This window comes from Anaerolineales bacterium, assembly GCA_015075725.1.
Lineage (GTDB): Bacteria > Chloroflexota > Anaerolineae > Anaerolineales > Villigracilaceae > Villigracilis.
Genome location: JABTTV010000001.1, coordinates 1036629 through 1059701 on the forward strand (window position 1 = coordinate 1036629; position 23073 = coordinate 1059701).

General features: G+C 50.8%; 20 protein-coding genes. 14 read left to right on the forward strand and 6 right to left on the reverse strand.

Translation table 11 applies throughout. From position 1 onward, the window contains the following. Nucleotides 1-84: 84 nt before the first annotated feature. The 9 genes from HS100_05020 to HS100_05060 all read left to right on the forward strand — a co-directional run bounded on the left by HS100_05020 (nucleotide 85) and on the right by HS100_05060 (nucleotide 11640). Nucleotides 85-2160 carry a 4Fe-4S dicluster domain-containing protein gene (locus HS100_05020; protein MBE7433255.1) on the forward strand — a complete coding sequence of 692 codons (2076 nt, stop codon included), beginning with the start codon at nucleotides 85-87 and terminating at the stop codon, nucleotides 2158-2160. Nucleotides 2161-2276: 116 nt separating this feature from the next. Continuing rightward, entirely contained in the window at nucleotides 2277-2567 is a 291-nt protein-coding gene (locus HS100_05025; protein MBE7433256.1) for a hypothetical protein, read from the forward strand. Nucleotides 2568-2700: 133 nt separating this feature from the next. Then, nucleotides 2701-3138, forward strand: coding sequence for a glycine cleavage system protein GcvH (gene gcvH, locus HS100_05030; GenBank protein MBE7433257.1), 438 nt, complete (start codon nucleotides 2701-2703; stop codon nucleotides 3136-3138). A 78-nt stretch (nucleotides 3139-3216) separates the two neighbouring features. Then, nucleotides 3217-3663: a glycine cleavage system protein H gene (locus HS100_05035; protein MBE7433258.1), complete on the forward strand. Its 447-nt coding sequence runs from the start codon at nucleotides 3217-3219 to the stop codon at nucleotides 3661-3663. Between the two features lie 132 nt (nucleotides 3664-3795). Then, nucleotides 3796-4881 carry a lipoate--protein ligase family protein gene (locus tag HS100_05040; protein ID MBE7433259.1) on the forward strand — a complete coding sequence of 362 codons (1086 nt, stop codon included), beginning with the start codon at nucleotides 3796-3798 and terminating at the stop codon, nucleotides 4879-4881. Between the two features lie 105 nt (nucleotides 4882-4986). Beyond that, entirely contained in the window at nucleotides 4987-6627 is a 1641-nt protein-coding gene (nrfD, locus tag HS100_05045) for a polysulfide reductase NrfD (GenBank protein MBE7433260.1), read from the forward strand. Nucleotides 6628-6719: 92 nt separating this feature from the next. After that, a complete protein-coding gene (locus HS100_05050; GenBank protein ID MBE7433261.1) occupies nucleotides 6720-9707 on the forward strand; it encodes a molybdopterin-dependent oxidoreductase in 2988 nt (995 codons plus the stop codon). A gap of 172 nt (nucleotides 9708-9879) precedes the next feature. Beyond that, entirely contained in the window at nucleotides 9880-10944 is a 1065-nt protein-coding gene (locus tag HS100_05055; GenBank protein MBE7433262.1) for a DUF2270 domain-containing protein, read from the forward strand. A gap of 72 nt (nucleotides 10945-11016) precedes the next feature. Beyond that, nucleotides 11017-11640 (forward strand): uracil-DNA glycosylase, encoded by a 624-nt coding sequence (locus HS100_05060; GenBank protein ID MBE7433263.1) that lies wholly within the window; start codon nucleotides 11017-11019, stop codon nucleotides 11638-11640. A 264-nt stretch (nucleotides 11641-11904) separates the two neighbouring features. On the opposite strand, the gene HS100_05065 is transcribed toward HS100_05060, so the two are convergent. The 5 genes from HS100_05065 to HS100_05085 form a co-directional block, all read right to left on the reverse strand. Beyond that, on the reverse strand, nucleotides 11905-13374 hold the full coding sequence (locus HS100_05065; protein MBE7433264.1) for a hypothetical protein: 1470 nt from the start codon (nucleotides 13372-13374) through the stop codon (nucleotides 11905-11907). Then, entirely contained in the window at nucleotides 13355-13558 is a 204-nt protein-coding gene (locus tag HS100_05070) for a hypothetical protein (protein MBE7433265.1), read from the reverse strand. Before HS100_05070 ends, HS100_05065 begins: the two co-directional genes overlap by 20 nt. Before the next feature lie 235 nt (nucleotides 13559-13793). Then, nucleotides 13794-14534, reverse strand: a complete 741-nt coding sequence (locus HS100_05075) for a cytosolic protein (GenBank protein MBE7433266.1) — start codon at nucleotides 14532-14534, stop codon at nucleotides 13794-13796. Continuing rightward, nucleotides 14503-15396: a site-specific DNA-methyltransferase gene (locus HS100_05080; protein ID MBE7433267.1), complete on the reverse strand. Its 894-nt coding sequence runs from the start codon at nucleotides 15394-15396 to the stop codon at nucleotides 14503-14505. Before HS100_05080 ends, HS100_05075 begins: the two co-directional genes overlap by 32 nt. Before the next feature lie 200 nt (nucleotides 15397-15596). Then, nucleotides 15597-16001: an HU family DNA-binding protein gene (locus tag HS100_05085; protein MBE7433268.1), complete on the reverse strand. Its 405-nt coding sequence runs from the start codon at nucleotides 15999-16001 to the stop codon at nucleotides 15597-15599. 766 nt (nucleotides 16002-16767) lie between these two features. On the opposite strand from HS100_05085, the gene miaB reads away from it, so the two are divergent. The 5 genes from miaB to HS100_05110 all read left to right on the forward strand — a co-directional run bounded on the left by miaB (nucleotide 16768) and on the right by HS100_05110 (nucleotide 22272). After that, complete coding sequence (miaB, locus tag HS100_05090; protein ID MBE7433269.1) at nucleotides 16768-18105, forward strand: tRNA (N6-isopentenyl adenosine(37)-C2)-methylthiotransferase MiaB; 1338 nt, start codon at nucleotides 16768-16770, stop codon at nucleotides 18103-18105. Between the two features lie 62 nt (nucleotides 18106-18167). Next, nucleotides 18168-19088 carry an AEC family transporter gene (locus HS100_05095; GenBank protein ID MBE7433270.1) on the forward strand — a complete coding sequence of 307 codons (921 nt, stop codon included), beginning with the start codon at nucleotides 18168-18170 and terminating at the stop codon, nucleotides 19086-19088. Nucleotides 19089-19090: 2 nt separating this feature from the next. After that, the gene (locus HS100_05100; protein ID MBE7433271.1) at nucleotides 19091-20341 is read left to right on the forward strand and encodes a hypothetical protein; all 1251 of its coding nucleotides are present in this window, start codon (nucleotides 19091-19093) and stop codon (nucleotides 20339-20341) included. After that, nucleotides 20322-20624, forward strand: coding sequence for an acylphosphatase (locus tag HS100_05105; protein ID MBE7433272.1), 303 nt, complete (start codon nucleotides 20322-20324; stop codon nucleotides 20622-20624). Before HS100_05100 ends, HS100_05105 begins: the two co-directional genes overlap by 20 nt. A 4-nt stretch (nucleotides 20625-20628) precedes the next feature. Continuing rightward, the gene (locus HS100_05110; GenBank protein MBE7433273.1) at nucleotides 20629-22272 is read left to right on the forward strand and encodes a diguanylate cyclase; all 1644 of its coding nucleotides are present in this window, start codon (nucleotides 20629-20631) and stop codon (nucleotides 22270-22272) included. On the opposite strand, the gene radC is transcribed toward HS100_05110, so the two are convergent. Further along, nucleotides 22265-22972: a DNA repair protein RadC gene (gene radC / locus HS100_05115; protein ID MBE7433274.1), complete on the reverse strand. Its 708-nt coding sequence runs from the start codon at nucleotides 22970-22972 to the stop codon at nucleotides 22265-22267. The genes HS100_05110 and radC overlap by 8 nt on opposite strands. Nucleotides 22973-23073 lie beyond the last annotated feature (101 nt).

Genomic DNA, 23073 nt, shown 5'->3' on the forward strand with positions numbered 1-23073 from the left:
TTAGGTGATTAGGAATTAGGAATTGTGGTTTTCATAATTCCTAATTCATCATTCATAATTCCTATTTTTTTTCGGGAGGGTACGTTGCTCACTACGATTGAAAAAATCATCTTCATTGTGCTGGCAATTACGGCGGCGGGGTTTACATTTCATGGGTTCAAGACCATCATCGACTCGATTCGCAAGGGGCGCCCTGCGCCTGAGTTGAAGGATGTGACTGGCAGTCTGATCAAAGCCGCGATTGCGGTTCTGTTTCAGCAGACAATTTTCAAAGCGCGCAAAGTGCTCAGCGCCATTCACATGGGACTCTTCTTCGGTCTCATCACATATGCGATTGTGAATCTTGTGGATGTGCTCGAAGGACTTATCCCAGGCTTTGAGTTGGTTTATGGCGGCAAGAATTTACCCAACGCGCCGACAGGACTCATCAATGCCTTCAACCTCATCGCCGATGTGATGAGCGGATTTTTGTTAATTGCCATCACCACGTTCCTAGTGCGCCGCTTCATCGTCAAAGACAAGGCGTTAACCTTTCGTGATAACGTCTTGCTGAATCCGAAAGTCAAGGCGGGCGGGCAGGCGCGTGATTCTCTCACCGTTGGCGTGTTCGTCATTATGCACGTTGGCGCGCGTCTCATGAGTCAAGCCTTCCGCCTCACCGAAGGCGCTGACCCGTTCATGCCCATCGCAAGTTTTCTCAATTCCATTTTCGGCGCATCAGAAACGGGCGTGCATGTCGCGTGGTGGATCAGTCTCGGCTGGGTGATGTTCATCATCCCGTATCTTTCGCGCAGCAAGCACACGCACTTTTTCATGTCGCCCGTCAATCTCGGTTTGGCGAAACAGAATCCGCGCGGTCAACTCGACCCTGCGATTCCATTGAAGATGATCGAAGGTCAAAAGTTCGACCCTGGCGCGAAGGTCATTTACGATCTCGCCTGGACGCGCGTGATGGACGCCTACGCCTGCGTGCAATGCAACCGCTGTCAGGATGTCTGCCCCGCGAATTTTTACCAGCGACCGCTCTCCCCTTCGGCATTGGAAGTGAACAAGCGTTATCTTCTCAAGGAAGCGACCTTCGGCTCTCACCCCGAGAAGTTGCTGCTTCCGCTTACTGAGACAGTGATCTCCCCTGAGGCTGTTTGGTCTTGCACAACGTGTTACGCCTGTGTCCGTGTGTGTCCTGTCGGCAATGAACCAATGGCGGACATCGTGGACATCCGCCGCCGCATGTTGATCGATGGCTACGAAATTGACAGCGGCGTGCAGAACGCGTTGCAGTCTCTCGCGACCAACGGCAACTGGATGAGCAAAGGCAAACGTCTGCGCGGACGCTGGGCGAAGGAGATGGAGTTCCCCGTCAAGAACGCGACCGAAGAACCCGTCGAACATCTCTGGTTTGTCGGCGATACCGCTTCATTCGATGAACGTGTCATCCCGAATACCAAGATGGTGGCGCGGCTGTTCAATCAAGGCGGCTTGGACTTTGGCATTATGTACCAGAACGAATCCAACTCTGGGAACGATGTGCGCCGCGTGGGGGAAGAAGGTCTGTTCGAGCAACTCGTTGAGCAGAACATGGCGGCATTTGGCAAAGCACAATTCAAGCAGATCGTCACCACCGACCCGCACTCGTTCAACACGCTCAAGAACGAGTATCCGCAATTCGGCGGGACGTTTGAAGTCAAGCATTACACCGTGACATTGCTCAAGTTGATCGAAGAAGGCAAACTCACCATCAAGAATAAGTTGACGAATTACAAAGTCACATTCCACGACCCGTGCTATCTCGGACGCTACAACGGCGGATTCACCGCTCCGCGCAAGTTGCTTGAATTGCTCGGTGTGGAATTTGTCGAAATGCCGCGCAACTGCGAGAACTCATTCTGCTGCGGCGCGGGCGGCGGTCAAATTTGGATGGGCAAGGTTGCGCCTGGTGAACGCCCTGCCGAGAACAGAATCAAAGAAGCGTTGACCACCTTCGGCGAAGGCGCGAATACCAAGACGCAACTTTTCATCGTCACTTGTCCCAAAGACATGATCATGTACTCCGACGCGGTCAAGACCACAGGCAACGAAGGCAAGATCGAAGTCCGCGATATCATTCAGTTGGTGGCGGAAGCCGTCGGTGTGGAAGAGGTTAGTCCAGTAGTTGCGTAGTCGAATAGTTATTTCGTCATTGCGAGGAGGGTGTTCTTCCCGACGAAGCAATCTCAGACTTAATCATGGGATTGCTTCGGGCTATCGCCCTCGCAATGACGAGATACGGTGATTAAATGTTCAAATGTCCCTATTGCGACTTTAGCGGTAAGCGTTCCGAAGTCCACAACCATCTGGCGGAGAATCATGGCGATACGCTGGGTGTGCGCGTGGATGAATTTACGAAGCACACGTTTTATGTAATCACCTGTCCTGTCTGCGGCGCGAGTTATGAACAGGTCACCAAGAAAGCACGCCGCGACCCGAGTTTTGTGTCAGAATATGAATACGAGATTCGGTTGGTTGTTTTCGATCTACTTCTGTATCACCTGCAAGGTGAACATGGTTTAGGCTCGGTGGTCGAGTAGTCCCGAATGCTTTTTGAGGGAAGTATCGAGACCACCACTAACAAAAATACTCTTGGCACATGTTGGTCTCGATACGCCGCAAAGAACAAGAGCGCGGCTACTCGACCAACGATGAATTCAAAGGAGAATAAAAATGGCAACAGTTCGTGGATGTAACATTCCTGAAAATCTCTACTACTGGGTGGAGAAACACGCCTGGGCATTGCCCATGGACGATGGCACAGTGAAGATCGGGATCACCGATGTGGCGCAGAATTTGGCGAAGGGCATTGTCAATGCCACGCCAAAGGAAGCGGGACGCACCGTGCAGAAGGGCAAGTCCGCTGGGACGTTGGAAAGCGGCAAATGGGTGGGACCTGTGACATCGCCTGTCACTGGTGAGATCGTCGAAGTCAACGAGATGATGAAGGGTAAGCCTTCTTTAATCAACTCTGACCCGTATGGCGATGGCTGGTTTGTTCGGGTGAAGCCGAATGACTGGGCTGGAGAAAGTGCTTCCCTGCTCACTGGTGAAGCGGCAGTGGCGGCGTATCAGAAGTTTATGGAAGAACAGAATTTAAATTTTGAATAGAGAGTAGATAATTAGATGACTAGAGAGTAGTAGATCAAGAGACTATTCTCTAGTCTCTATTCTCTAATATCTTCCCCCATGATCTTCTACGCCTGTGATATCCCCGAAGACCTGACCTACGACATCGAGCGCGATGTATGGATCCGCTTTGATGGCGAGATCGCCACGCTTGGCATGACCGATGTCGCGCAGACTCGCTGTGGAAAATTCGCGGCGCTCAGTTTTCGGGAAGTCGGCAAGAAGGTGGCGCAAGGCAAGGCGCTGGTGACGATTGAATCCGCCAAGTGGGTGGGACCGTTCCCCGCGCCGTTCTCGTGTGAGATCGTGGTAACCAACGAAGAAGCGTTTGCAAAAAATATCTTGCTTGCCAACAAAGAACCGTACACTGATGGCTGGCTGGTCAAAGTAAAGCCAACGAATCTCGCAGCAGAATCCAGCCACCTTGTCACGGGCGAAGCGGCGGCAGAAAAGTACAAGGAAAGAATCAAGGAATTGAAAGTCAATTGTTTGAGATGTATTGATTAGACCGAATCTGTCATTGCGAGCCGCGCTCTTACTCTTTGCGGCGAAGCAATCCCCAATCATTTTATGAGATTGCTTCGGGCGGAAGAACACCGCCCTCGCAATGACGAAAACCAACTTAGAGGAGACTCCCCAATGTCCAAAAAAATCCGCTTACTTTACATGGAAGGCGTATCCCCGCTCCGTTCGCAGACCGTTTATCACGCGGTTGGGTATGCAATGACCAAAGATACCCCCAACACCATCATCATGGTCTCGCCGAATGCGCCGTATGTGTGCGTGGGCTACCATCAAGACATCCAAAAAGAAGTGGACTTGGATTACTGCGAAAAACATAACCTGCCTGTCTATCGTCGTGAGGTCGGCGGCGGCGCGGTGTTTTTGGATAACGGTCAACTCTTCACGCAGTGGATCTTCCATAAAGAAGATTTGCCCGCCACGCTTGAAGAACGCTTCAAGCTTTATATTGACCCGCTCGTAGCGACGTATCAGGAACTCGGCATTCCTGCCAACCTGCGTCCCATAAACGATGTGCATGTGAACGGAAAGAAGATCGGCGGCACAGGCGCGGCGCAGATGGGCATTGCGGAAATTCTCGTCGGCAGCCTGATGTATACCTTTGACAAGAAGACCATGTCGCAGGTGTTGAAAGTCCCCTCCGAGAAAATGCGCGACAAGATTTTCGAGTCGCTCGAAGCCTACATGACCACCATGACCGAACAACTCGGCTCCACACCCGACCGCGCGATGGTCAAAGACCTGTACCTGAAGAAAGTCTCCGAAGCACTCGGCGCGGAAATTTACGAAGGTGAATGGACTGCCGAGGAAGAAGCCATGGCGCAGGAAATTGACGCGCGCTTCACTTCCGACGAGTGGCTGTATCAGAAGGGTCAACTCAAACAACAGGGTGTGAAAATTCATCAGGATGTACACATCGTCGAAGCGGCATTCAAGGCTCAGGGCGGGTTGATCCGTATCATCGCCCGCTTGCGCGAAGGTCGCATTGACGACGTCACCATCTCTGGCGATTTCACCCTGCTGCCCGTCTTCGCCGTTGGCGCGCTCGAACAATCCCTGCGCGGTGTGGCTGCCACGCCAGAGAATCTCAAATCCAAAATCGAAGAAGCGTATTACCGCCTCAACATCCAATCGCCTGGCGTCACGCCCACCGATTTCACAACGGCGATTATGAATGCGGTCACTCCTCCGCAAGCCGCTTAATGCTTCACCACAGATGAACACAGATTGACACAGATGTTTGATGAACATTTTTCGAACATATCCAGTTCATCTGCGTTTATCTGTGGCTAAAAGGTTTTTCACTTAATGACTCAAAACTACGGCTTTCTCATTGACCAATCCAAATGCATCGGCTGTCACGCCTGTTCCACTGCGTGCAAGTCCGAGAATCAAGTGCCGTTGGGTGTGTATCGCACGTGGGTCAAGTATGTGGAGACAGGCTCCTTCCCCGATGTGCGCCGCCGCTTTCAGGTGACGCGCTGCAACCACTGCGCCAACCCGCCGTGTGTGCGCATCTGTCCCGTCACTGCGATGTATCAGCGTGACGATGGCATTGTCGAATTCGACCCGTCCATCTGCATTGGTTGCAAATCCTGTATGCAAGCCTGCCCCTACGACTCGATCTATCTCGACCCCGAAACCAACACCGCGGCGAAGTGTCATTTCTGCGCCCATCGTTTGGATGTGGGACTCGAACCTGCCTGCGTGGTGGTCTGCCCCGAACATGCGATTCTCGCTGGGGACTTGAACGACCCCGCTTCGGAAATAAGCCGAAAGTTGTCCACTGCGCAAGTGAGCGTTCGCAAGCCTGAGCAGGGGACGGGTCCCAAACTGTTCTACATCAACGGCAATGATTGGTCGCTGCATCCTTCTGCGACTCAAACTCACGACTCATATGTGTGGGCAGATAAAGTCACCGAGCAGAACGTCACCGCTTTTGAGCGCGGCGCGATTGCCCTGCCTGTCTTGAAATCCAAATCGGGTACACCCATCCGCACCCCGCAGACTCAAGGTGAGCCGCTCAACGGTCCCATCCAATTTGGCGGACGTGTCGCCGAGCACATGGTGCAGACTGCCTACACTGCTCAGCATAAGATCAACTGGCATTGGGAATTGCCTTCGTATCTCGTCACCAAAAACATCGCGGGCGGACTCTTCATGCTCTTGAGTCTCGGCTCGATGTTCAATATATTTGCATTCGACTCCGGGACCTTCCTTGCTACAGGCTTCACCGCGATGGTCTTTATGCTCATCACGACCATCCTGCTCATCAAGGACTTGTCGCAGCCCAAACGCTTCTTGAATATTTTGCTCCGCCCACAGTGGAAGTCATGGGTGGCACGCGGCGCATACATCATGGTCACATTCACCGCCGTGGCTGGACTGTGGTGGCTGCTCGAAGCAGGCGCGTTCTGGAATATTCTCCCTGCTGAGTTTGTCGCGGGCATCCGCACCATCGCCGCGTGGATCATCTTCCCCTTTGCGTTGGGTGTGGTGATTTACACCGCCTTCCTGCTCGGTCAAGCCGAAGGGCGCGACATGTGGCAGAGCAATCTGCTTCCATTTCAATTGCTTTCGCAATCTGCCATGGTGGCAAGCGGCGTGTTCTTTGTCCTGAATCTCTTCGTGGACTTCCCCGCCGACCTGACCGCTTTGCTGACTATTCTGTTCCCTGCCAGCATCGCCATCAACTTGCTGCTGACCTTCGCGGGCAAACTCAACTCCTTCCCGACAGACACTGCCATGCTTGCCTCCCGCGAGATGACCCACGGCAAATTCCGTAACCATTACTGGTGGGGCGGCATTGCACTCGGTCACGTCATTCCGCTCGTGCTGATGATCGCCTTCGCTCCCGCGTTGCCTGTGGCTGTGATCGCTACACTGATTGGCTTGTTCTTCTATGAATACGCCTTCGTGATGGCGCCGCAGCATATTCCGAATTCTTAGTCGGTTGAAAGTTACAAGTTGAAAGTTGAAGGTTCTAAACCTATAACTTTCAACCTTCAACCTGAAACTTGACACCTGGAACCTGATACCCTATGACAAAAATCCCTCAAACCTCCGCAGGCACCGCTGTCCCGCAATTCGCGGACTCTGACCGCAAGCCCATCAAACTGACCGAAGTCGTCCACCCTGATGGACGTATCAGTCAATATCCGCCCTCTGACGTGTGGGATGAATGGGTGGAATGGGACGGCAAGGAGTGGCCTCGCAAAGTCGCGCGGAGATATACGCTCGTGCCGACCGTCTGCTTCAACTGCGAATCGGCGTGCGGATTGCTCGCCTATGTGGACAAAGACACCTATGAGATTCGCAAGTTCGAAGGCAACCCCGTCCACCCTGGCTCGCGCGGACGTAACTGTGCCAAGGGACCCGCGACCCATAATCAGGTGTATGACCCCGAAAGAATCTTGTATCCGCTCAAGCGAGTCGGCAAGCGCGGCGAAGGCAAATGGGAGCAAATCTCTTGGGAGCAGGCGCTGACCGAAATCGCGGAGAAAATGCGCGAGAGCAAGAAACGCCGCCCGAATGGGATCGTCTATCACGTGGGGCGACCAGGCGAAGATGGATACGCCAACCGTGTCGTTCAGACCTGGGGCATGGACGGTCACAACAGCCATACCAACATCTGCTCATCGTCGGCGCGTGCGGGATACAACTTCTGGATCGGGCAAGATAGACCGAGTCCCGATTACGCTAATGCACGCGTCATCCTGCTGATTTCAAGTCACCTTGAAACGGGACATTACTTCAACCCGCACGCGCAGCGTATCATCGAAGCCAAAACGGACGGTGCAAAACTCATCACCTTCGACCCACGCTTAAGCAACACCGCGTCCATGAGTGATGTCTGGCTGCCGACTTACCCTGGCAGTGAAAATACGATCCTGCTTTCGATTGCGAATCATCTGATTCAAAATAATTTGTACAACAAAGACTTCATGCGCAAATGGGTCAACTGGAAGGAAACATTAAGTGCAGTGGTCAGTGGGCAGTTGACAGTGAACAGTAGTGAGTTGGCAGAAAAGATTCGCACTGCATTGGCAACACCCAAAGACCTTCGACCTTCGACCTTCGACGTTGAACTCTTCAACCTGTTCGACGCATTACTCAAAGACCTCTACGCCGAATACACCTTCGAACGTGCCGCACAAGAATCGGAAGTGCCAATTGAGCGCATTCAAGAAACCGCGCGACTCATCGCGAACTGCGAAGGCAAACTCGCCACACATGTGTGGCGTTCTGCAAGCGTTGGTAATTTAGGTGGATGGCAAGTAGCGCGTTGCCTGTTCTTTCTCAATGTGTTGACAGGCAGTATCGGCAATAAAGGCGGCACATCGATGACGGGTTGGAACAAGTTCGTGCCCAAGCCGTTCAAAGGTGCGCCCGCGCCCGAAACGTGGAACGAACTGCATTACCCCATCGAGTATCCGCTCGCGCATTATGAGATGTCGATTCTTTTGCCGCACATGCTCGAAGAAGGTCGCGGCGACATCGACGTGTATTTCACGCGCGTCTACAACCCGATGTGGGTCAATCCCGATGGCTTCATGTGGCTCAAGGCGCTCAAAGACGAATCGAAAATCAAATGCTATGTTGCGCTCACGCCCACGTGGAATGAAACCGCATGGTTTGCCGATTATGTTCTGCCCACTGGTCACGGACCTGAGCGTCACGACCTGATGAGTCAGGAAACTCACGCGGGTCAGTGGATTGCCTTCCGCCAACCTGTGCGACGTGTTGCGATGGAACGCGCGGGCATGAAGGTGGATTTCACCTATCAAGCCAACCCTGGCGAAGTGTGGGAAGAGAACGAGTTCTGGATTCAACTTTCTGCGAAGATGGACCCCGATGGTTCGCTCGGCATTCGTCAGTGGTTCGAGAGTCCATATCGCCCTGGCGAGATCATCACGGTGGATGAATACTATCAATGGATTTTTGAAAACTCTGTGCCTGGCCTGCCCGAGGCCGCCGCAAAAGAAGGATTGACTCCGCTGGCATACATGCGCAAGTACGGAGTCTTCGAAGTGAAGAAGGAAAATTATTCTCCCTTTGATAAGGGGATTGGTACATTGGTTAATGGGAAATTGGTTCAGAGCAACGACCAATCTACCGATTCCCAATCTACCTTTGAAGTTGATAACCACGACAGATTACTAAAAGACGGTGCTGTCCTCGGCTTGATGGTGGATGGACAACCCAAGGCGGGCTTCGATACGCCGTCAAAGAAACTTGAGTTCTTCAGCGACACGCTCGCCAACTGGGGCTGGAGCGAAAAAGAAAATGTCATCCCATGGGCGGTGAAGAGTCATGTCCATCAGGAAAACATCAGCCGCGAAAAAGGCGAGATGATTCTATTGCCGAACTTCCGTCTGCCGACTCTGATTCACACACGCAGCGCAAATGCCAAATGGTTGTATGAGATCTCGCATAAGAATCCCATCTGGATGAATCCCGAAGACGCGCAACGCCTTGGGCTCGACACAGGTGACCTCGCCAAAGTGGAGACGGAAATCGGTCACTTCGTGGATACGATCTGGGTGACGGAAGGAATCAAGCCTGGCATTATTGCCATCAGCCATCACCTCGGACGTTGGCGCTTGAACGAAGATAAAGGTGTGAGCAAAGGTTCATCCAACCTCGTGGAACTCCACGACGATGGCAAAGGCGGCTTTCTCATGCGTGTTATTCACGGGGCAACTTCGTGGGAATCCTCCGACCCCGATACCAGCCGTATTTGGTGGAGCAACGTCGGCGTGAACCAAAACCTCGCTCATGGGGTTCACCCCGATCCGATTAGCGGAGTGCATTGTTGGCTGCAAAAGGTGTACAAGGTTAGCAAAGCCGAAGCAGGCGAAAAAGCAGGCGACCTGTTCGTGGATACGAACAAGTCCATGCAGGTGTATCGTGAGTGGTTGAAGATGACCCGTCCCGCCGACAAAGTCAGCCCCGATGGCAATCGTCGTCCGATGTGGCTGGCACGTCCGCTCAAGCCGACGAAGGAAGCATATAAGTTGCCGAAGTAAAAAAGAAGACCTGACAGGTTTCCAAAGCCTATCAGGTCTAAGTAATGAAAGAATAACGATGCAGAGTCCGCTGCGGATGTAGACTTGCCAGCAGCGTAGGAAAAATTTCCAGAAAACAGAATCAATATTCAGCTAAGTTTGATGCGTGTTCGTCATTCAGAAAGAAGATCAAATGGCAGTGAAATCTACGAAAGCAAAACCAAAAACAAAAAAAGAAGTGCCTGAAGAGCCGGTGTGGACATATCGGGGTTATCAACTTAAATCCAGTGAATTCGTCACGGCGATGGTGCATTTCTTCCGTGCCGAAATTCAACGCGCGAATGTCTGGCGGCAGCGATTGGATACCACGACAAACTGGGCGGTCGTTGCGACGGGCGCAACATTATCGATCGCATTCGGTCAATCGAGCGTTCATCATTCTGTGATCTTGTTGAATACGTTGCTGGTATTGTGGTTTTTATTTATCGAAGCGCGGCGCTATCGCTATTATGAGTTATGGAGTTACCGCGTTCGTTTAATGGAAACGGACTTTTACGCCGCGATGCTCGTGCCGCCGTTTCACCCTTCCCCCGAATGGGCGGAAAACCTCGCGGAAAATTTGCTTACACCAAGCTTCCCTATTTCGATGTGGGAAGCCTTCGGCAGAAGACTGCGGCGAAATTATTATTGGATCTTTTTGATCCTGCTCGCATCGTGGATCGCGAAGGTATGGCTCTTTCCCAAAGCGCCCAACGACTTGGCTGAATTTTTGGAACGCGCCTCCGTCGGACCCGTTCCTGGTCAGGTCATGATCGGTTTGGGCATCTTGTTCTATGTCTTCCTTGCAGTCTTCGCGGTTGCCACCATCACCATGACCCGCGCGACAGGCGAGATATTGCCGCGTTTTGGCGACGAGACCGCACCTGCTGCGCCTTCCATGGAGGGAAAGCATACCGGGCTGCGCGCCCTGCTTGTGCCGCGCAGAAAACGCAGGCAGTTGCTGGCGCTCATTATTACCGACAAAGCCAAAGAGGTATCCAGCCGGATCATGACCGACCTCAAGCGCGGCGTGACATCCATGCAGGGCAAAGGCATGTATACCGGGAAGGAACGCTCGATCTTGATGTGCGCGTTGACCATCACGGAAGTCCACAATCTCAAAGCCGCGGTCGCAAAGGAGGACTCGAAAGCCGTTGTCATCGTTTCACCCGCCCAGGAGATCCTCGGTGGAGGGTTTGCCCCTCTCGAAGAGAAATAGATCTCGCGTTCCTACTTGGGCGTGAGATGACGTAAAATAACGGCATCCTCATTCCTGCAAAAGGAACGCGCCATGGCTCAACCCGGTCTGTTCGATTCCCCCCGATTCAATTCACTGGATGAAGTTCTCGAAGCGCTTCGCTCTTTGAACAACGATCCGCTGGCGAACGCAGGCACGAACATCGTCATCAGCCGCGGAAACCCGAACGCAAAACTTCTGCTCGTCGGCGAGGCGCCGGGACCGCAGGAAAACATCAAGGGCAAACCATTCGTCGGTCCCGCCGGTCAACTGCTGGATAAGATCCTGCAAGCCGCGAACTTCGACCCCGAAACCGATATCTACATCACCAACTCGGTATTTCGCATGCCGCCGGGGGATGATGGAAAATCCTTTCGCAAACCCAACGACAAGGAGATCGAGTTCTATCGCCCATTCGTCTTCGAGATCATCCGCCTCATGAACCCACTGGTGATCCTGTTAACGGGTAATGTCGCCTGTCAGTCTGTGTTACAAAAAACAGGCATCACCACCCTGCGCGGCAGGTGGACCGAGATGGACGGGCGCTGGCTGATGCCCATCTTTCACCCTTCCTACCTTCTCCGCAATCAATCCCGCGAGCCTGGTTCGCCCAAATCCCTGATGTGGGAGGACATCCGCGAGGTGAGAAGGAAGTACGAAGAATTGTTGGTAACGTAAACAGCATTTTTCTTCCCCGTTTTTACTCTTGTGCAGATACCATTTTTGTGTAAAATAAGGTTGCTCCACATTGGGTGCCCCCCTCACCCTATGTGGAGCATTTCATTTCCTTCACAATCTTTATCTATTCCTCGGTAAGACCATACAACTCATAGACCAGATCATCGATCCCCCGATCCGTGGACTCGATCTCGTGCTGGAGGATTTCCTACTCTGCAGTGTGTATGGACGAAAACAAATACGTAAAATTACCAAAAAGTATTTTTAAAACATTGATTTTGCTTTTGAAGCTGATGGCTTGTTATCTTTAATCGCGTCAATTAATACTATATTTGGTGAGCGCTTAATTCTAAGTTTTCTTAGTATTTCTTCGACTTTAATTTTCTCGGTTTCGTTGAAATACAGGATAACTTTGATGGCGCTCTTAGTGTTATTTGCTTTTTTGTAGATTTCTACCTGGTTCTTTAAATTCATTTCAAGTTTGGAGTTTTTTGCCAGCTTAAACTCTATGAGAGTAGAATCTTTGCCGCCTTTAGAGATTTTATAATCAACGGGACCGCGACCGTTATTTACCTCTCTGTTTACATCAAGTTCTGTGGCGTACCAGGTTAATCTATAAAGGATTTGCAGATCGTTTTCGTTTTCAATAGATTTGCCTTGATGATACAGAAATTTATATCCATCCTTGTTTTCGATAACGTCTTTTAAAAACTTAACCCTTTTCATTGCCTCTTCATATGTTTTACCCGTTGTATTGTAAAAATCTGATTGATTTCTTAATTCTTCGGCTAAAGATTGTATTTGTTTGATGTACTGAATTTCAGCTTCCTTGACTTTGTATGAACTGGAAGCACTTGCTTTATACCCATTCCTCTCTTTATACCGAATATAGTAATCAAGTAATTGTGGGAAAGCATGGATTGTCTCTTGTCTTGCTTTAATAATATCTTTGTTTGCAGGATCTTTCGGAAGTAGTGCTCTAAAGTAATTGTTTATTTGCGCCCGAAGTTGCGCATCTGGAATGGAATCTGGAATTTTCTCGAAGTCATCAATTAAGTCTACTTTGTTAATCCATAGGTCATGGCGCGTTAATAAATTCTTGGGCGTGAGAATAATATAATCTCCGTTGATGTAAGGAAGTGTAAAAGCTTTGCTTTCCCAAGTTTCTGTTTTGTAATTGAAATTAACTTTATTTATCACAACACGCTTTTTTAAATTTCTTGAAAGGTGTTGTTTTGCAAATTTTTGAGTGTATTCTAAAAGATGGTTTTTTATTAAATTTGTTGTGAAATCGCTGATTTTATCTCTGCCAACGCCGCCTTTAATAAGACATAATTTTTCAAGATGACTGCCTGTGGTTATCCTTTCTTTTCCGAAGCCAGAGAAGATTTTATTTAAGTTTTTATGAAGCGATTCTGCGAAATCATCCCGAAGTCCCGACCCTCTGTTCCCTGAAACAGAAAACCCAAGCCAGTTTTGTTTGACTTCAGGAAAATAGAACCAAGCCTGTAATAAGCCCTTTTCTAAATTAATATCTGCCGATTTGTCACGTAAGAATTTCACGTACTTTATGATGTGTGCATGAAGCTTTTGATATTCAAGTTTTTTGCTGTTGAATAAAAGAAAAGGGTCGATAAAGAGGGGTAAGTCATTTATAAGGGATATATTGAATGCCCCATACTGTTCTAATAATTTTGGGGAAATTTCAAAAAAGTCAGTGAAGTAAATCTTCATTTTGCCCTCTTTCTTTTTCTATCTGGTACTTAATCCACCTCATGGGAATTTGACGTATCCAATAGGTTTTGGCATACCACATAGTAATAAAAGCAATCTTGATCTGTAACCACCAAGGTAGTTTGTGCCAAACAGACTTGATATATTTCAAATCCTTATTGCCCTTTTTCTTTTTTTCTTCCATCCTACTCTCCCTCCACAATCCTGATCTCTTCCTCACTCAACCCATACAACTCATAGACCAGACCATCGATCCCCCGATCCGTGGACTCGATTTCGTGCATGCCCATTTTCTACCTCCTTCTTCCTTAGATCTGATAAGTTTCATTGGAACCTTATTCGACTCGTTCCTCGGCGTTGAAGGTGGCGACTCGGGTGTGTTAAGTTAAACAGCCGCAATCGTGAAAGCCTTTTGTACCTTATTTGTCTTTCTTCCCAGAATTGTATTTTACTAATTTGTTCCAATCAATTTTCCCGTTAGTACAGTAATCCTGAAAAAATTGATTTGTGAAAAGATTTAATATTCTTCCGTATTCTTCTGAAAATTTTTCATTTCTTTCTTTAGCTTTATAACCAAGGGGCTCTACAATTTCTGTATACAAGTTATTGTTTCCTGAAATAAATTCCCAAAATTCCTGTCCACATAATTTAAAGTAATCTCCTTTATCCGGTTGGTTATCTCTGCCGTAGCAACACCCATTTACTGCAAGAATACTTCTAGGATCGGAATTGCTAGTTCTCAAAATTCGTTGGGCTTTCTTAAAGTTGTCGATCATTTTCTTTATCTGGCTACTATTACCCCAATTAGGACCAGACTTAATTGAGACAATATAGAGGATATTTTCGCGCTCAAACTCAAGATCAATTCCTTCTGCTGAAGATTTTCTGCCATTAAAGACCTTGTTACAGATGAAAATAGCCAATTCTTCAAGAAACTCTCCGAAAATTGCTTCTTCTTGGGAGGATAAGTGGGCTTCAAGCAATAATTTAACAAAATCTTGGGCAGACGATATATTTTTTGCCTTAAATAGATATGGATTTTTCCGTTCTAAAACTTGAGAAAGTTTTAACTTTTGTAAATTATCTGCTCGCCGTTTGTGAAATGTGCCAATATTATTTTCTACAAACTCAACTACGTCGTTTGGGTTTAGTTGTTTCATATTTTCCCTTCTTATCTAATAATGTAAGCTGATTGTTTTTGTTTGACCTTGTTTGTTCAGAAATCGCTTGTTGAGTCAAATTGAAATATTCTGGCAAAATTTCGATTCCTATGCCGTTTCTTTTCATTCTTTGGGCTACTCGAATCGTTGTTCCAGAGCCCATAAAGGGATCGAGAACCCAATCTCCTTGTTTTGTGAAAAGTTTGATGAACCATTCGGGTAGATCCTCAGGAAACACAGCACTGTGGTTTTTGTTTCTTGTTTCAGTTGCCATGTGAAGAACATTCGTTGGATATGCCATTTCACGACCAATCCAGTTTGATATGTTTTTTGCAAATCCACTGCCCACCCGGGAAGGGTCGCGCACTTTATCTGTATCGCTTAAGTTCTTTAGCCGTCTATTTGCCCAATCTCCCATTGGTACCATAACTTCTTCTTGGTGCATATTGAATTTTCGTGTCTTATTGAATTGGAGCAAACGTTCCCACGAATCCCTAAAACGATTAGGCCACTTTCCTGGATAGGAATTTTTTTTGTGCCAAATGAATTCTTCTGTCCAAAGCCATCCCTGCTTACGCATTTCAAGTATTAACTCAATAACATAAGTATGGCGTTCTCCATTTGCTACTTTTTCTTTGATATTTAATACAAAGGTTCCATCTGGCTTTAGAACTCTGAGTAATTCTTTAGAAATGGGAAGAAACCAGTCTACGTATTTATCTGGGTTGACGCCTCCATAAGTATGAACTCGGCTATCGGCGTATGGAGGGGAGGTGAAAATTAAATCAATGGAATTATCTTTGAGATTTACTAATTCTTTTCGACAATCACCAAGGATGAGGCGGGATTCGATTTGTTTCATGTTCTGTATTATACCTGTCAAGAATCTATCTAACATAGGACTTGCCTTCTCTTGCTAATGATTCGATCCACGATTTAGGTACCTCAAAGGGGAGAACCTGAAAATCATGCTTTGGCAGGTCTATCTATTTTAAAAATGTCAGCACATCTTTAAGAAAATGTCGTGACATTTTTGGGAAAATATCACGACATTTTTTACAATTAGTCAGGGTTGGCGGGCGGTTCCGCCGTCTTCACGAACTCGATGGCATCCAGCACCTTCTTGAATTCCTTACCGGCGTTGAAGCGCGGCAGGACGCCCGTGATCTGGCTGGCGCGCACCTCTTCGGCGGTTTCCGCGCCTTCGGTGTCCGTCCTCAGCCAGAAATTGCCGAAATCGCCCAGCTCCACGATGTTCCCCCGCGAAAGTTCCTGCGGGATGACGGTCAACAGCGCTTCCAGCACCGCCAGCGTATCGGCGCTGGAGATGGTGGACATCTGCGCCACCGACTGCGACAACTGGCGCAGGGTCACCCGTCCGCTCGATTGAATGGAAGGGTAGTATTTCTTCGGCGCGGCTGGGTCGCCGGGCTTGCCGCGTTCCACAACATTGAATTTGACGCTCATGAGACAATCCTCCTTGGCTGTTTTTTTCAGGAGGACATCCGTATCCCCCTGCTATGGAATTAGTCTATAAAATTTACAGGGCGGAGTCAACTAGGAAATTGGTACTAGCCGGGATGTGCGACAGCCCGTGAAGCGAAACCTCCGACACCTTGGATCCCATACCGGAAAAAACCCCATAAAATGCGAATTTCTCAATAAAATTGGCAACAACTTGACTGTAATTTCGCACGAACTTCTGACAAAACAAGAAAACCGTGCCATAATAGTTCCTGCAGAAATTCGATTTTCGTCGGGATCTGAGCGGGATTGGGCGGGAATCGAAATCCATGCAAAAATAACAAAGAAAGGAGGTGGTGAGATTGCCCGCCATCGTGATTAAATACAAGGGGCTCACGATTGAGATTTACGCCGTCACGTTCATCCTGCTTCTCGTAGGCACCGTCATTGACGTATTTCTGAAATAAATCGTGAGCCCCAGCAAGGAGAATGTCACTGCTGGCGCAGTGGCATTCTTTTTTCTACCTTGTGGGTATTATACTGCAAAGCGCCGTCAGGTATAGGGAAATCTTGTTTCCTAAAAAAGGTCTGACAAATCTACATACTTTTCACGCAGAGACTGGTCCGCTTGCAGAGCAAGTCCGGTCCGTATGATATAGAAACTTTATCAGAGCAAAAGCTCCCTTTCAATTAAGAAAAAGTGAGTCCGGGTGGCGAAGTGACAGTCACTTTATGATTCTAAACCGCTCTTGGTATAATCCTGCCCGTTATGAAATACCACATCTGGACCGAAGGCTGTCAAATGAACGTCGCCGATTCACAGCGGGTCGGCTCGTCGTTGGAGCACCTCGGTTACACTTTTACCGACATGCCCGAAGAAGCAGACGTTATTGTTTTAAACACCTGCGTCGTGCGCCAATCCGCCGAGGACAAGGCGATTGGGCGCGTCAGCTCGTTCAAGAAACTCAAAGAGAAAAACCCGGACCTTACGATCAACCTGATGGGCTGTCTCGTCGGCGTGCGCGGCGCGGAAAAGCTCAAAGCCAAACTCCCCTACGTGGACGTGTTCTCACCGCCCTCCGACCCGGGTCCGTTGATCTCGCATCTCACGCAGGGCGAAGTGCAGTCACTCGAAGATGCCGAAACAACCCGTCGTTTCCTGATGATGGATGAAGACCTCAAACTGCCGGTTGCCGAGCAAGGCAAGACCGTCAGTGTGCATGTGCCCATCGTCTATGGCTGCTCGCACGCCTGTACCTTCTGTATCATCCCCTACAAGCGAGGCGTGGAACGCTCGCGCCCGGTTGGCGATATCGTCAGTGAAGTTCGTTCACTGGCAAAGCAGGGCGTGAAGGAAATTACTTTGCTCGGTCAGATCGTAGACCGTTACGGCAAAGATATCCCCGATGGACCCAACCTTGCCGCCCTGCTGCGCATTGTCCATGACGTGGAAGGCATCGAGCGCATCCGATTCCTAACCTCGCACCCCAACTACTTCGACGATGAACTCATCGATACCATCGCCGAGCTGCCGCGCGTCATGCCGCACATCGAGTTACCCATTCAAGCGGGCGATGACGATATTCTCGAAAACATGAAACGCGGATACACCCAAAGGGATTACCGCAACTTGATCGAAAAGATCCGCGGCCGCATCCCTCATTGTTCCATCGCGACGGACATCATCGTCGGATTCCCCGGCGAGAGCGAGGAACAATTCATGGAAACTTACCGCCTCCTGTCGGACCTCAAGCTGGATGTTGCCCATTTAGCCCGCTACTCCGTCCGCGAAGGGACCGTCGCCGCACGCCGCATGGAGGATAACGTCAGCGACGAGGAAAAGATGCGCCGCTTCCGCATGTTGGAGGAATTGCAGGAGGGAATCGTCGCGGAGATCAACAGGAAATATCTCGGCGAGACCGTAGAAGTATTGTTTGAAGATAAGGTCAAGAACCGCTGGAAAGGCCGCACCCCCACCAACAAACTGGTCTTTATCGAAACGGACGACGATCTACGCGGCAGACTTTTGCCCGTCACCGTCACCTGGACGGGACCGTGGTCGATGCAGGCAGGTCTGCTGAAACAACCTGAATTGATCTCAATATAATTCGTGGTAGGGGCGGGGTAACCCCGCCCCTACGCGTTTGCGGGGCTTATAATCTCATCACCATGTCCATTGCCGAACTCTTCAGTACCTTCGCCAATAACCTCCTGCCCATCCTGCTCATCGCGGCGGCTGGATTTATTCTAGGCAAAACCCTCACCGTCGATTCGCGCACCATCGGCAGGATTGTCTTCTATATTTTCAGTCCCCTGCTGGTCTTCAATCTAATGATCACGAGCCAGTTGAATCTGAGCCAGGCCTTCAATACGGTCGGATACACAACGGCCGTCATTGCGGTCATGGGAACGATGGCTTTCATCCTCGGGAAACTTTTCAAACTCCAGCGCGCCCATCTGCTTGCGGTCATTCTCACAGTGGCATTCGGCAATACGGGCAATTATGGATTGCCGCTGGTCAAATTCGCGTTTGGCGATGAAGCATTGGCGGTCGCGTCCATTTTCTATGTCACCACCACCATCCTCTTCAACACGGTCGGCGTCGTCATCGCATCTCTTGGCCATTTGGACTTGAAATCCGCTATACTGGGGGTGTTCCGCCTCCCGATCCTTTACGCGGTGGCGGTCGCCCTGCTCATCAAAGGCACGGGCGTGGAGATTCCCCTGCCCATTGCCCGCACCATTGAGATCGCCGCCAATGGAGCCATTCCCGCCATGATCATCCTGCTCGGCTTGGAATTGACCCGCATCGAATGGTCGCACAGCCTGCGCGCTGTAGGTCTGGGCGTTGCCACAAAACTATTGCTGGGTCCTTTGGTTGGACTTGTTCTTGCAGCCTGGTTCGGATTGCAGGGTCACCCGCGGCAGGGAAACGTCATCGAATCGGCCATGCCGGCTGCGGTGGCGACCACCGTTGTGGCGACGGAATATAAACTGGAGCCTTCACTTGTCACCGCCATCGTGTTTTTGGGGACCGTCCTCAGCCCGTTGACGCTGACTCCGTTGATCGTTTACCTTGCGGGAAATTGAAAATGTCCGCTTCACACCCAGGGATTCTTCGCTTTATTGTGGTCGTGCTTCTCGTGTCGACCCTTTCCCTGAAATCGGATCAAGCCCGGGCGGAATCTTCGAGCCGCCCCGAGTCGCAGGGCGGAATCCAGGTGGAAGCGCAGGTAACGCATGAGTTCGGCAAATCCATCACCTTCGATGCAATCATAAAAACACCGGGCCCGATCCAACAGGCGTCGCTTTTGTTTCGCGGCGTCAACGAGCAGGTGACGCGCGTGGAAACATTGCAAGTGGCGGAGGATGGCTCGGCGAATTTCGTTTACGACGCGTCGCTCAATGTATTCCCGCCCTTCAGCGGGATCATCTATTGGTTTCAAGCGACATTGAACGACGGCAACATCTACACCAGCGAACCACAGACATATCAATATACCGATAATCGTTTTCCCTGGCGCGAGATTTCGCAATCGCTCGTTACGATTCATTGGTACGCGGGCGACGATGCATTCGGTTCCGCCGCCCTCGACAGCGCCGGGGCGGGACTCTTCGCAATGAGGGATCTCATCCCTTTGTCGCTCACCGAGCCGGTTAATATTTACATTTATTCCAACGTGGAAGACCTCAACGATACCTTTCTGCTCGGCGGGCGTGAATGGGCGGGCGGACATGCTCATGCCGACCTCGGCGTAATTCTTGTCGCGGTCCCTCCGGGGGCAAATCAATCCACCGAGATGGACACGTTCATTCCCCATGAACTCGCACATGTCATGTTGTACCGCACCCTCGGCGATACGTACCACGAACAGCCGGCCTGGTTGATCGAAGGCATCGCTTCGATGGTGGAACGCTATCCGAATCCGGATTACACCCGCGCGCTGGAGATCGCCAGCGCCAACGATACCTTGATCCCATTCACGGAATTGTGCGCCTCATTCCCCGCCGACTCCGGGTCAGCGTACCTGGCATATGCCCAGTCTCAATCCTTTGTCACCTACATCCGCGATTCGTTCGGCGTTTCAGGCCTTTCCCGCCTCATCGCCACATACGGAGACGGCTTCGATTGCGATCTCGGCGCGACGAAGGCGCTCGGCGCATCGCTCGGTCAACTCGACTCGCGCTGGCGCGAGACCGTGCTTGGTTTGAACCGGGGCGGGGCGGCGTTCCTTAATCTGCTCCCCTTCCTGCTTTTGCTGGTCATCGTCATCGTCGTTCCCATTTGGGGCGCCATCGACCTTGCCCGCCAGAGGAGGAGACATGCCCCCCGATCCAAATGAAATTGTGCGAGCGCATGTCTGGGTGAAGGGCCGCGTACAGGGGGTTGGCTTTCGCGCTCATGTGGAATATTATGCGCGTCAGATCGGGGTGACCGGCTGGGTGCGCAATGTCGGCTACGATACCGTGGAAGCCGTCGCCGAGGGGCGGCGCGCAGATGTCGAGCGGTTTCTCGAGGCGGTAAAGGAAGGTCCGCGAATGTCGCGGGTCGATGAATCAAGAATCGAGTGGGAAGAGATGGTCGGAAACTCGTTCACTGATTTTCGGGTTATGAGGAGCACATAGCGTAGTGGAAGTCTTAAAGACCTTCACCAACCCCTACTCGCCCTACCTCCTGGCATCCACGTTGGTCGCATCGATCATGGCAGTGATCACCTGGCGCCGCCGGTCAGCGCCGGGGGCATTACCTCTTTTCCTCATGCTGATAACGACAATCCTTTGGTCAGGCGCGGGCGTCCTGATCAATGAAGCCGTGAATTCGGAAAGCCGATACTACTGGTTTAATTTCCTCCTTTTTGGTTCGTTGATGGGAACCCCCGCTTTTTGGGCGTTCGGCGTGCAATACACCGGCCGCGATCACTGGCTTACCCGGCGCAACATCCTGCTTGTTAGCATTATTCCAATCCTCTCCGTGCTGCTCGGTTGGACGGCGAGATACCACGACCTGTTCTACAAGGTCTTCGATTTCGGGACCCGGCTTCCGAACGGACAATGGAATCTCGTCCCGGGTATCATGTATTGGGTTTATGTCGCCTACTCCTATTCGGTTATGATCTTCACGGTCGGAATTCTCGCGCAGGCTTTTTCCCAATCGGCAGGAGAATATCGGTCGCAGGCTGGTGTGATACTGGCTGGCACGTTGATACCATTCATCGGGAACATCGTTTACACATTCCTTCTCGGCATGGGAAACGGCGGGATCGACCCCACACCTCTCCTTTTCACTGTGATGGGGGTCTTTTACGCCTATGGATTGTTTCGACACCGCTTGTTCGACATGGCGCCAATTGCCCGCCACATGCTGATCGAAACCATGCAGGATGGTGTCATCTTGATCGATGCGCGAAACCGCGTGGTGGATGTCAACCCCTCCGCCTTGCGCTGGCTCGGATGGAATCAGCACTCGCCGATCGGCAGGGATATGGAGGAAATTCTCGGCGACTGGTACAACCAGATCACCATCTTCCCCACGAATCTGTATATAGAAACGGAAGTGCATACCACCGACAAGCCCGAAAGGTATTTCGACCTGCGGGTGGAACCCCTCACCGACAAAAAGCAAATGATGACAGGGCGGCTGATCGTCTTCCGCGACATCACCAGGCAAAAAATGGCTGAAAAAGCCTTTCGCGACGCACACGACCGCATGAGGCTTCATCTGAAGGAGATCGAGTTGCTCCAGGAGGAACTGCGCGAACAATCCATCCGAGATCCGCTCACAGGGCTCTTCAACCGCCGATACCTTGAGGAAACCTTCGAACGGGAACTTGCCCGCGCAATTCGCGAAGAGACCACGCTCAGCGTCTGCATGGCAGACATCGATAACTTCAAATCCTTCAATGACCGGCACGGGCACAAGGCGGGGGACCTGGTCTTAAAAACGCTTGCAGAGATATTTACCACGCATTCCCGCGCCGCGGACGTGGTCTGCCGTTATGGAGGCGAGGAATTCCTGATCCTCATGCCGGGCGCGGACCTGGATACCACCGCCCGCCGCGCCGAAGACTGGCGCAGTATATTCGAACAGTCGAGGATCGAGTTCGATGGCGAAATATTATCCACCACGCTCTCATTAGGCGTGGCGGTCTTCCCGCATCAGGGACGCACAAGCGATGAAGTGATTAAACTTGCCGATGAGGCTCTTTACCTTTCCAAGCATGGGGGAAAAAACAAGGTCAGCATGGCAAGACCCTGGGCCAATAACCCTATGTAAACCCCAACCCTCTTTCCTTCAAAGATACCCATTTCCCCTGACCGATAACCAAATGATCGAGTACGTCGATATCCAGAAGTTTCCCCGCCTGGACGATGGCGCGCGTGACAGCCACATCGTCGGGGCTGGGAGTCGGGTCGCCGCTGGGATGGTTATGCGTGACGATGACTGCCGATGCATTTGTGCGGATCGCCTCCTTGAACAATTCCCCAACACGCACCTGCGACGAATTGACCGAACCTTTATAGACTTCCACGATGGCAAGCACACGATTGCGCCGGTCCAAAAGGATCACGCGCAAATGCTCCTGCTCCAATGCGGACATTTCATACTGCACAAGCGCCGCTGCGTCCGCCGGGCTGTTGATGGCTAGTTTCTCCTCCGGTGCTTCGAAGGTCAGCCGCCTGCCCAATTCGATGGCGGCTTTGATCTGCGACGCTTTGGCTTCCCCCATTCCGTGCTGGTCCATCAATTCCTTGAACGGCGCGCGGTGCAGTCCGCGCAAGCCGCCGAAGTTTTGCAAAAGACGCTGCCCCACATCCACGGCGTTCTCGCCTTGAACGCCAACTCGTAAAAGGATCGCCAATAATTCGGCGTTCGTCAATGCCTGCGGACCGAGCATCGCCAGCCGTTCGCGCGGGCGATCCGCCTGGTGCAGGTCTGCGATTCGATAGGTCGGTTTCGGATTGGGTTCGGTCATGTTCTCTCCCTGAAAATGGGTTGGCTAATTTTACAACCATTTCAAGGCAAGCAGTACAAGTTTCAAGACTTGTTCTTCAACGAGTTCGATTAGAATCTCCT

Excerpts from the sequence above, each read along its gene's own strand:
- HS100_05055 (MBE7433262.1), top strand. The coding sequence starts at position 9,880 with ATGGCAGTGAAATCTACGAAAGCAAAACCAAAAACAAAAAAAGAAGTG.
- HS100_05035 (MBE7433258.1), top strand. The coding sequence starts at position 3,217 with ATGATCTTCTACGCCTGTGATATCCCCGAAGACCTGACCTACGACATC.
- HS100_05060 (MBE7433263.1), top strand. The coding sequence starts at position 11,017 with ATGGCTCAACCCGGTCTGTTCGATTCCCCCCGATTCAATTCACTGGAT.
- nrfD (MBE7433260.1), top strand. The coding sequence starts at position 4,987 with ATGACTCAAAACTACGGCTTTCTCATTGACCAATCCAAATGCATCGGC.
- HS100_05065 (MBE7433264.1), bottom strand. The coding sequence starts at position 13,374 with ATGAAGATTTACTTCACTGACTTTTTTGAAATTTCCCCAAAATTATTA.
- HS100_05025 (MBE7433256.1), top strand. The coding sequence starts at position 2,277 with ATGTTCAAATGTCCCTATTGCGACTTTAGCGGTAAGCGTTCCGAAGTC.
- radC (MBE7433274.1), bottom strand. The coding sequence starts at position 22,972 with ATGACCGAACCCAATCCGAAACCGACCTATCGAATCGCAGACCTGCAC.
- gcvH (MBE7433257.1), top strand. The coding sequence starts at position 2,701 with ATGGCAACAGTTCGTGGATGTAACATTCCTGAAAATCTCTACTACTGG.
- miaB (MBE7433269.1), top strand. The coding sequence starts at position 16,768 with ATGAAATACCACATCTGGACCGAAGGCTGTCAAATGAACGTCGCCGAT.
- HS100_05070 (MBE7433265.1), bottom strand. The coding sequence starts at position 13,558 with ATGGAAGAAAAAAAGAAAAAGGGCAATAAGGATTTGAAATATATCAAG.
- HS100_05085 (MBE7433268.1), bottom strand. The coding sequence starts at position 16,001 with ATGAGCGTCAAATTCAATGTTGTGGAACGCGGCAAGCCCGGCGACCCA.
- HS100_05095 (MBE7433270.1), top strand. The coding sequence starts at position 18,168 with ATGTCCATTGCCGAACTCTTCAGTACCTTCGCCAATAACCTCCTGCCC.
- HS100_05080 (MBE7433267.1), bottom strand. The coding sequence starts at position 15,396 with ATGAAACAAATCGAATCCCGCCTCATCCTTGGTGATTGTCGAAAAGAA.
- HS100_05100 (MBE7433271.1), top strand. The coding sequence starts at position 19,091 with ATGTCCGCTTCACACCCAGGGATTCTTCGCTTTATTGTGGTCGTGCTT.
- HS100_05075 (MBE7433266.1), bottom strand. The coding sequence starts at position 14,534 with ATGAAACAACTAAACCCAAACGACGTAGTTGAGTTTGTAGAAAATAAT.
- HS100_05105 (MBE7433272.1), top strand. The coding sequence starts at position 20,322 with ATGCCCCCCGATCCAAATGAAATTGTGCGAGCGCATGTCTGGGTGAAG.
- HS100_05050 (MBE7433261.1), top strand. The coding sequence starts at position 6,720 with ATGACAAAAATCCCTCAAACCTCCGCAGGCACCGCTGTCCCGCAATTC.
- HS100_05040 (MBE7433259.1), top strand. The coding sequence starts at position 3,796 with ATGTCCAAAAAAATCCGCTTACTTTACATGGAAGGCGTATCCCCGCTC.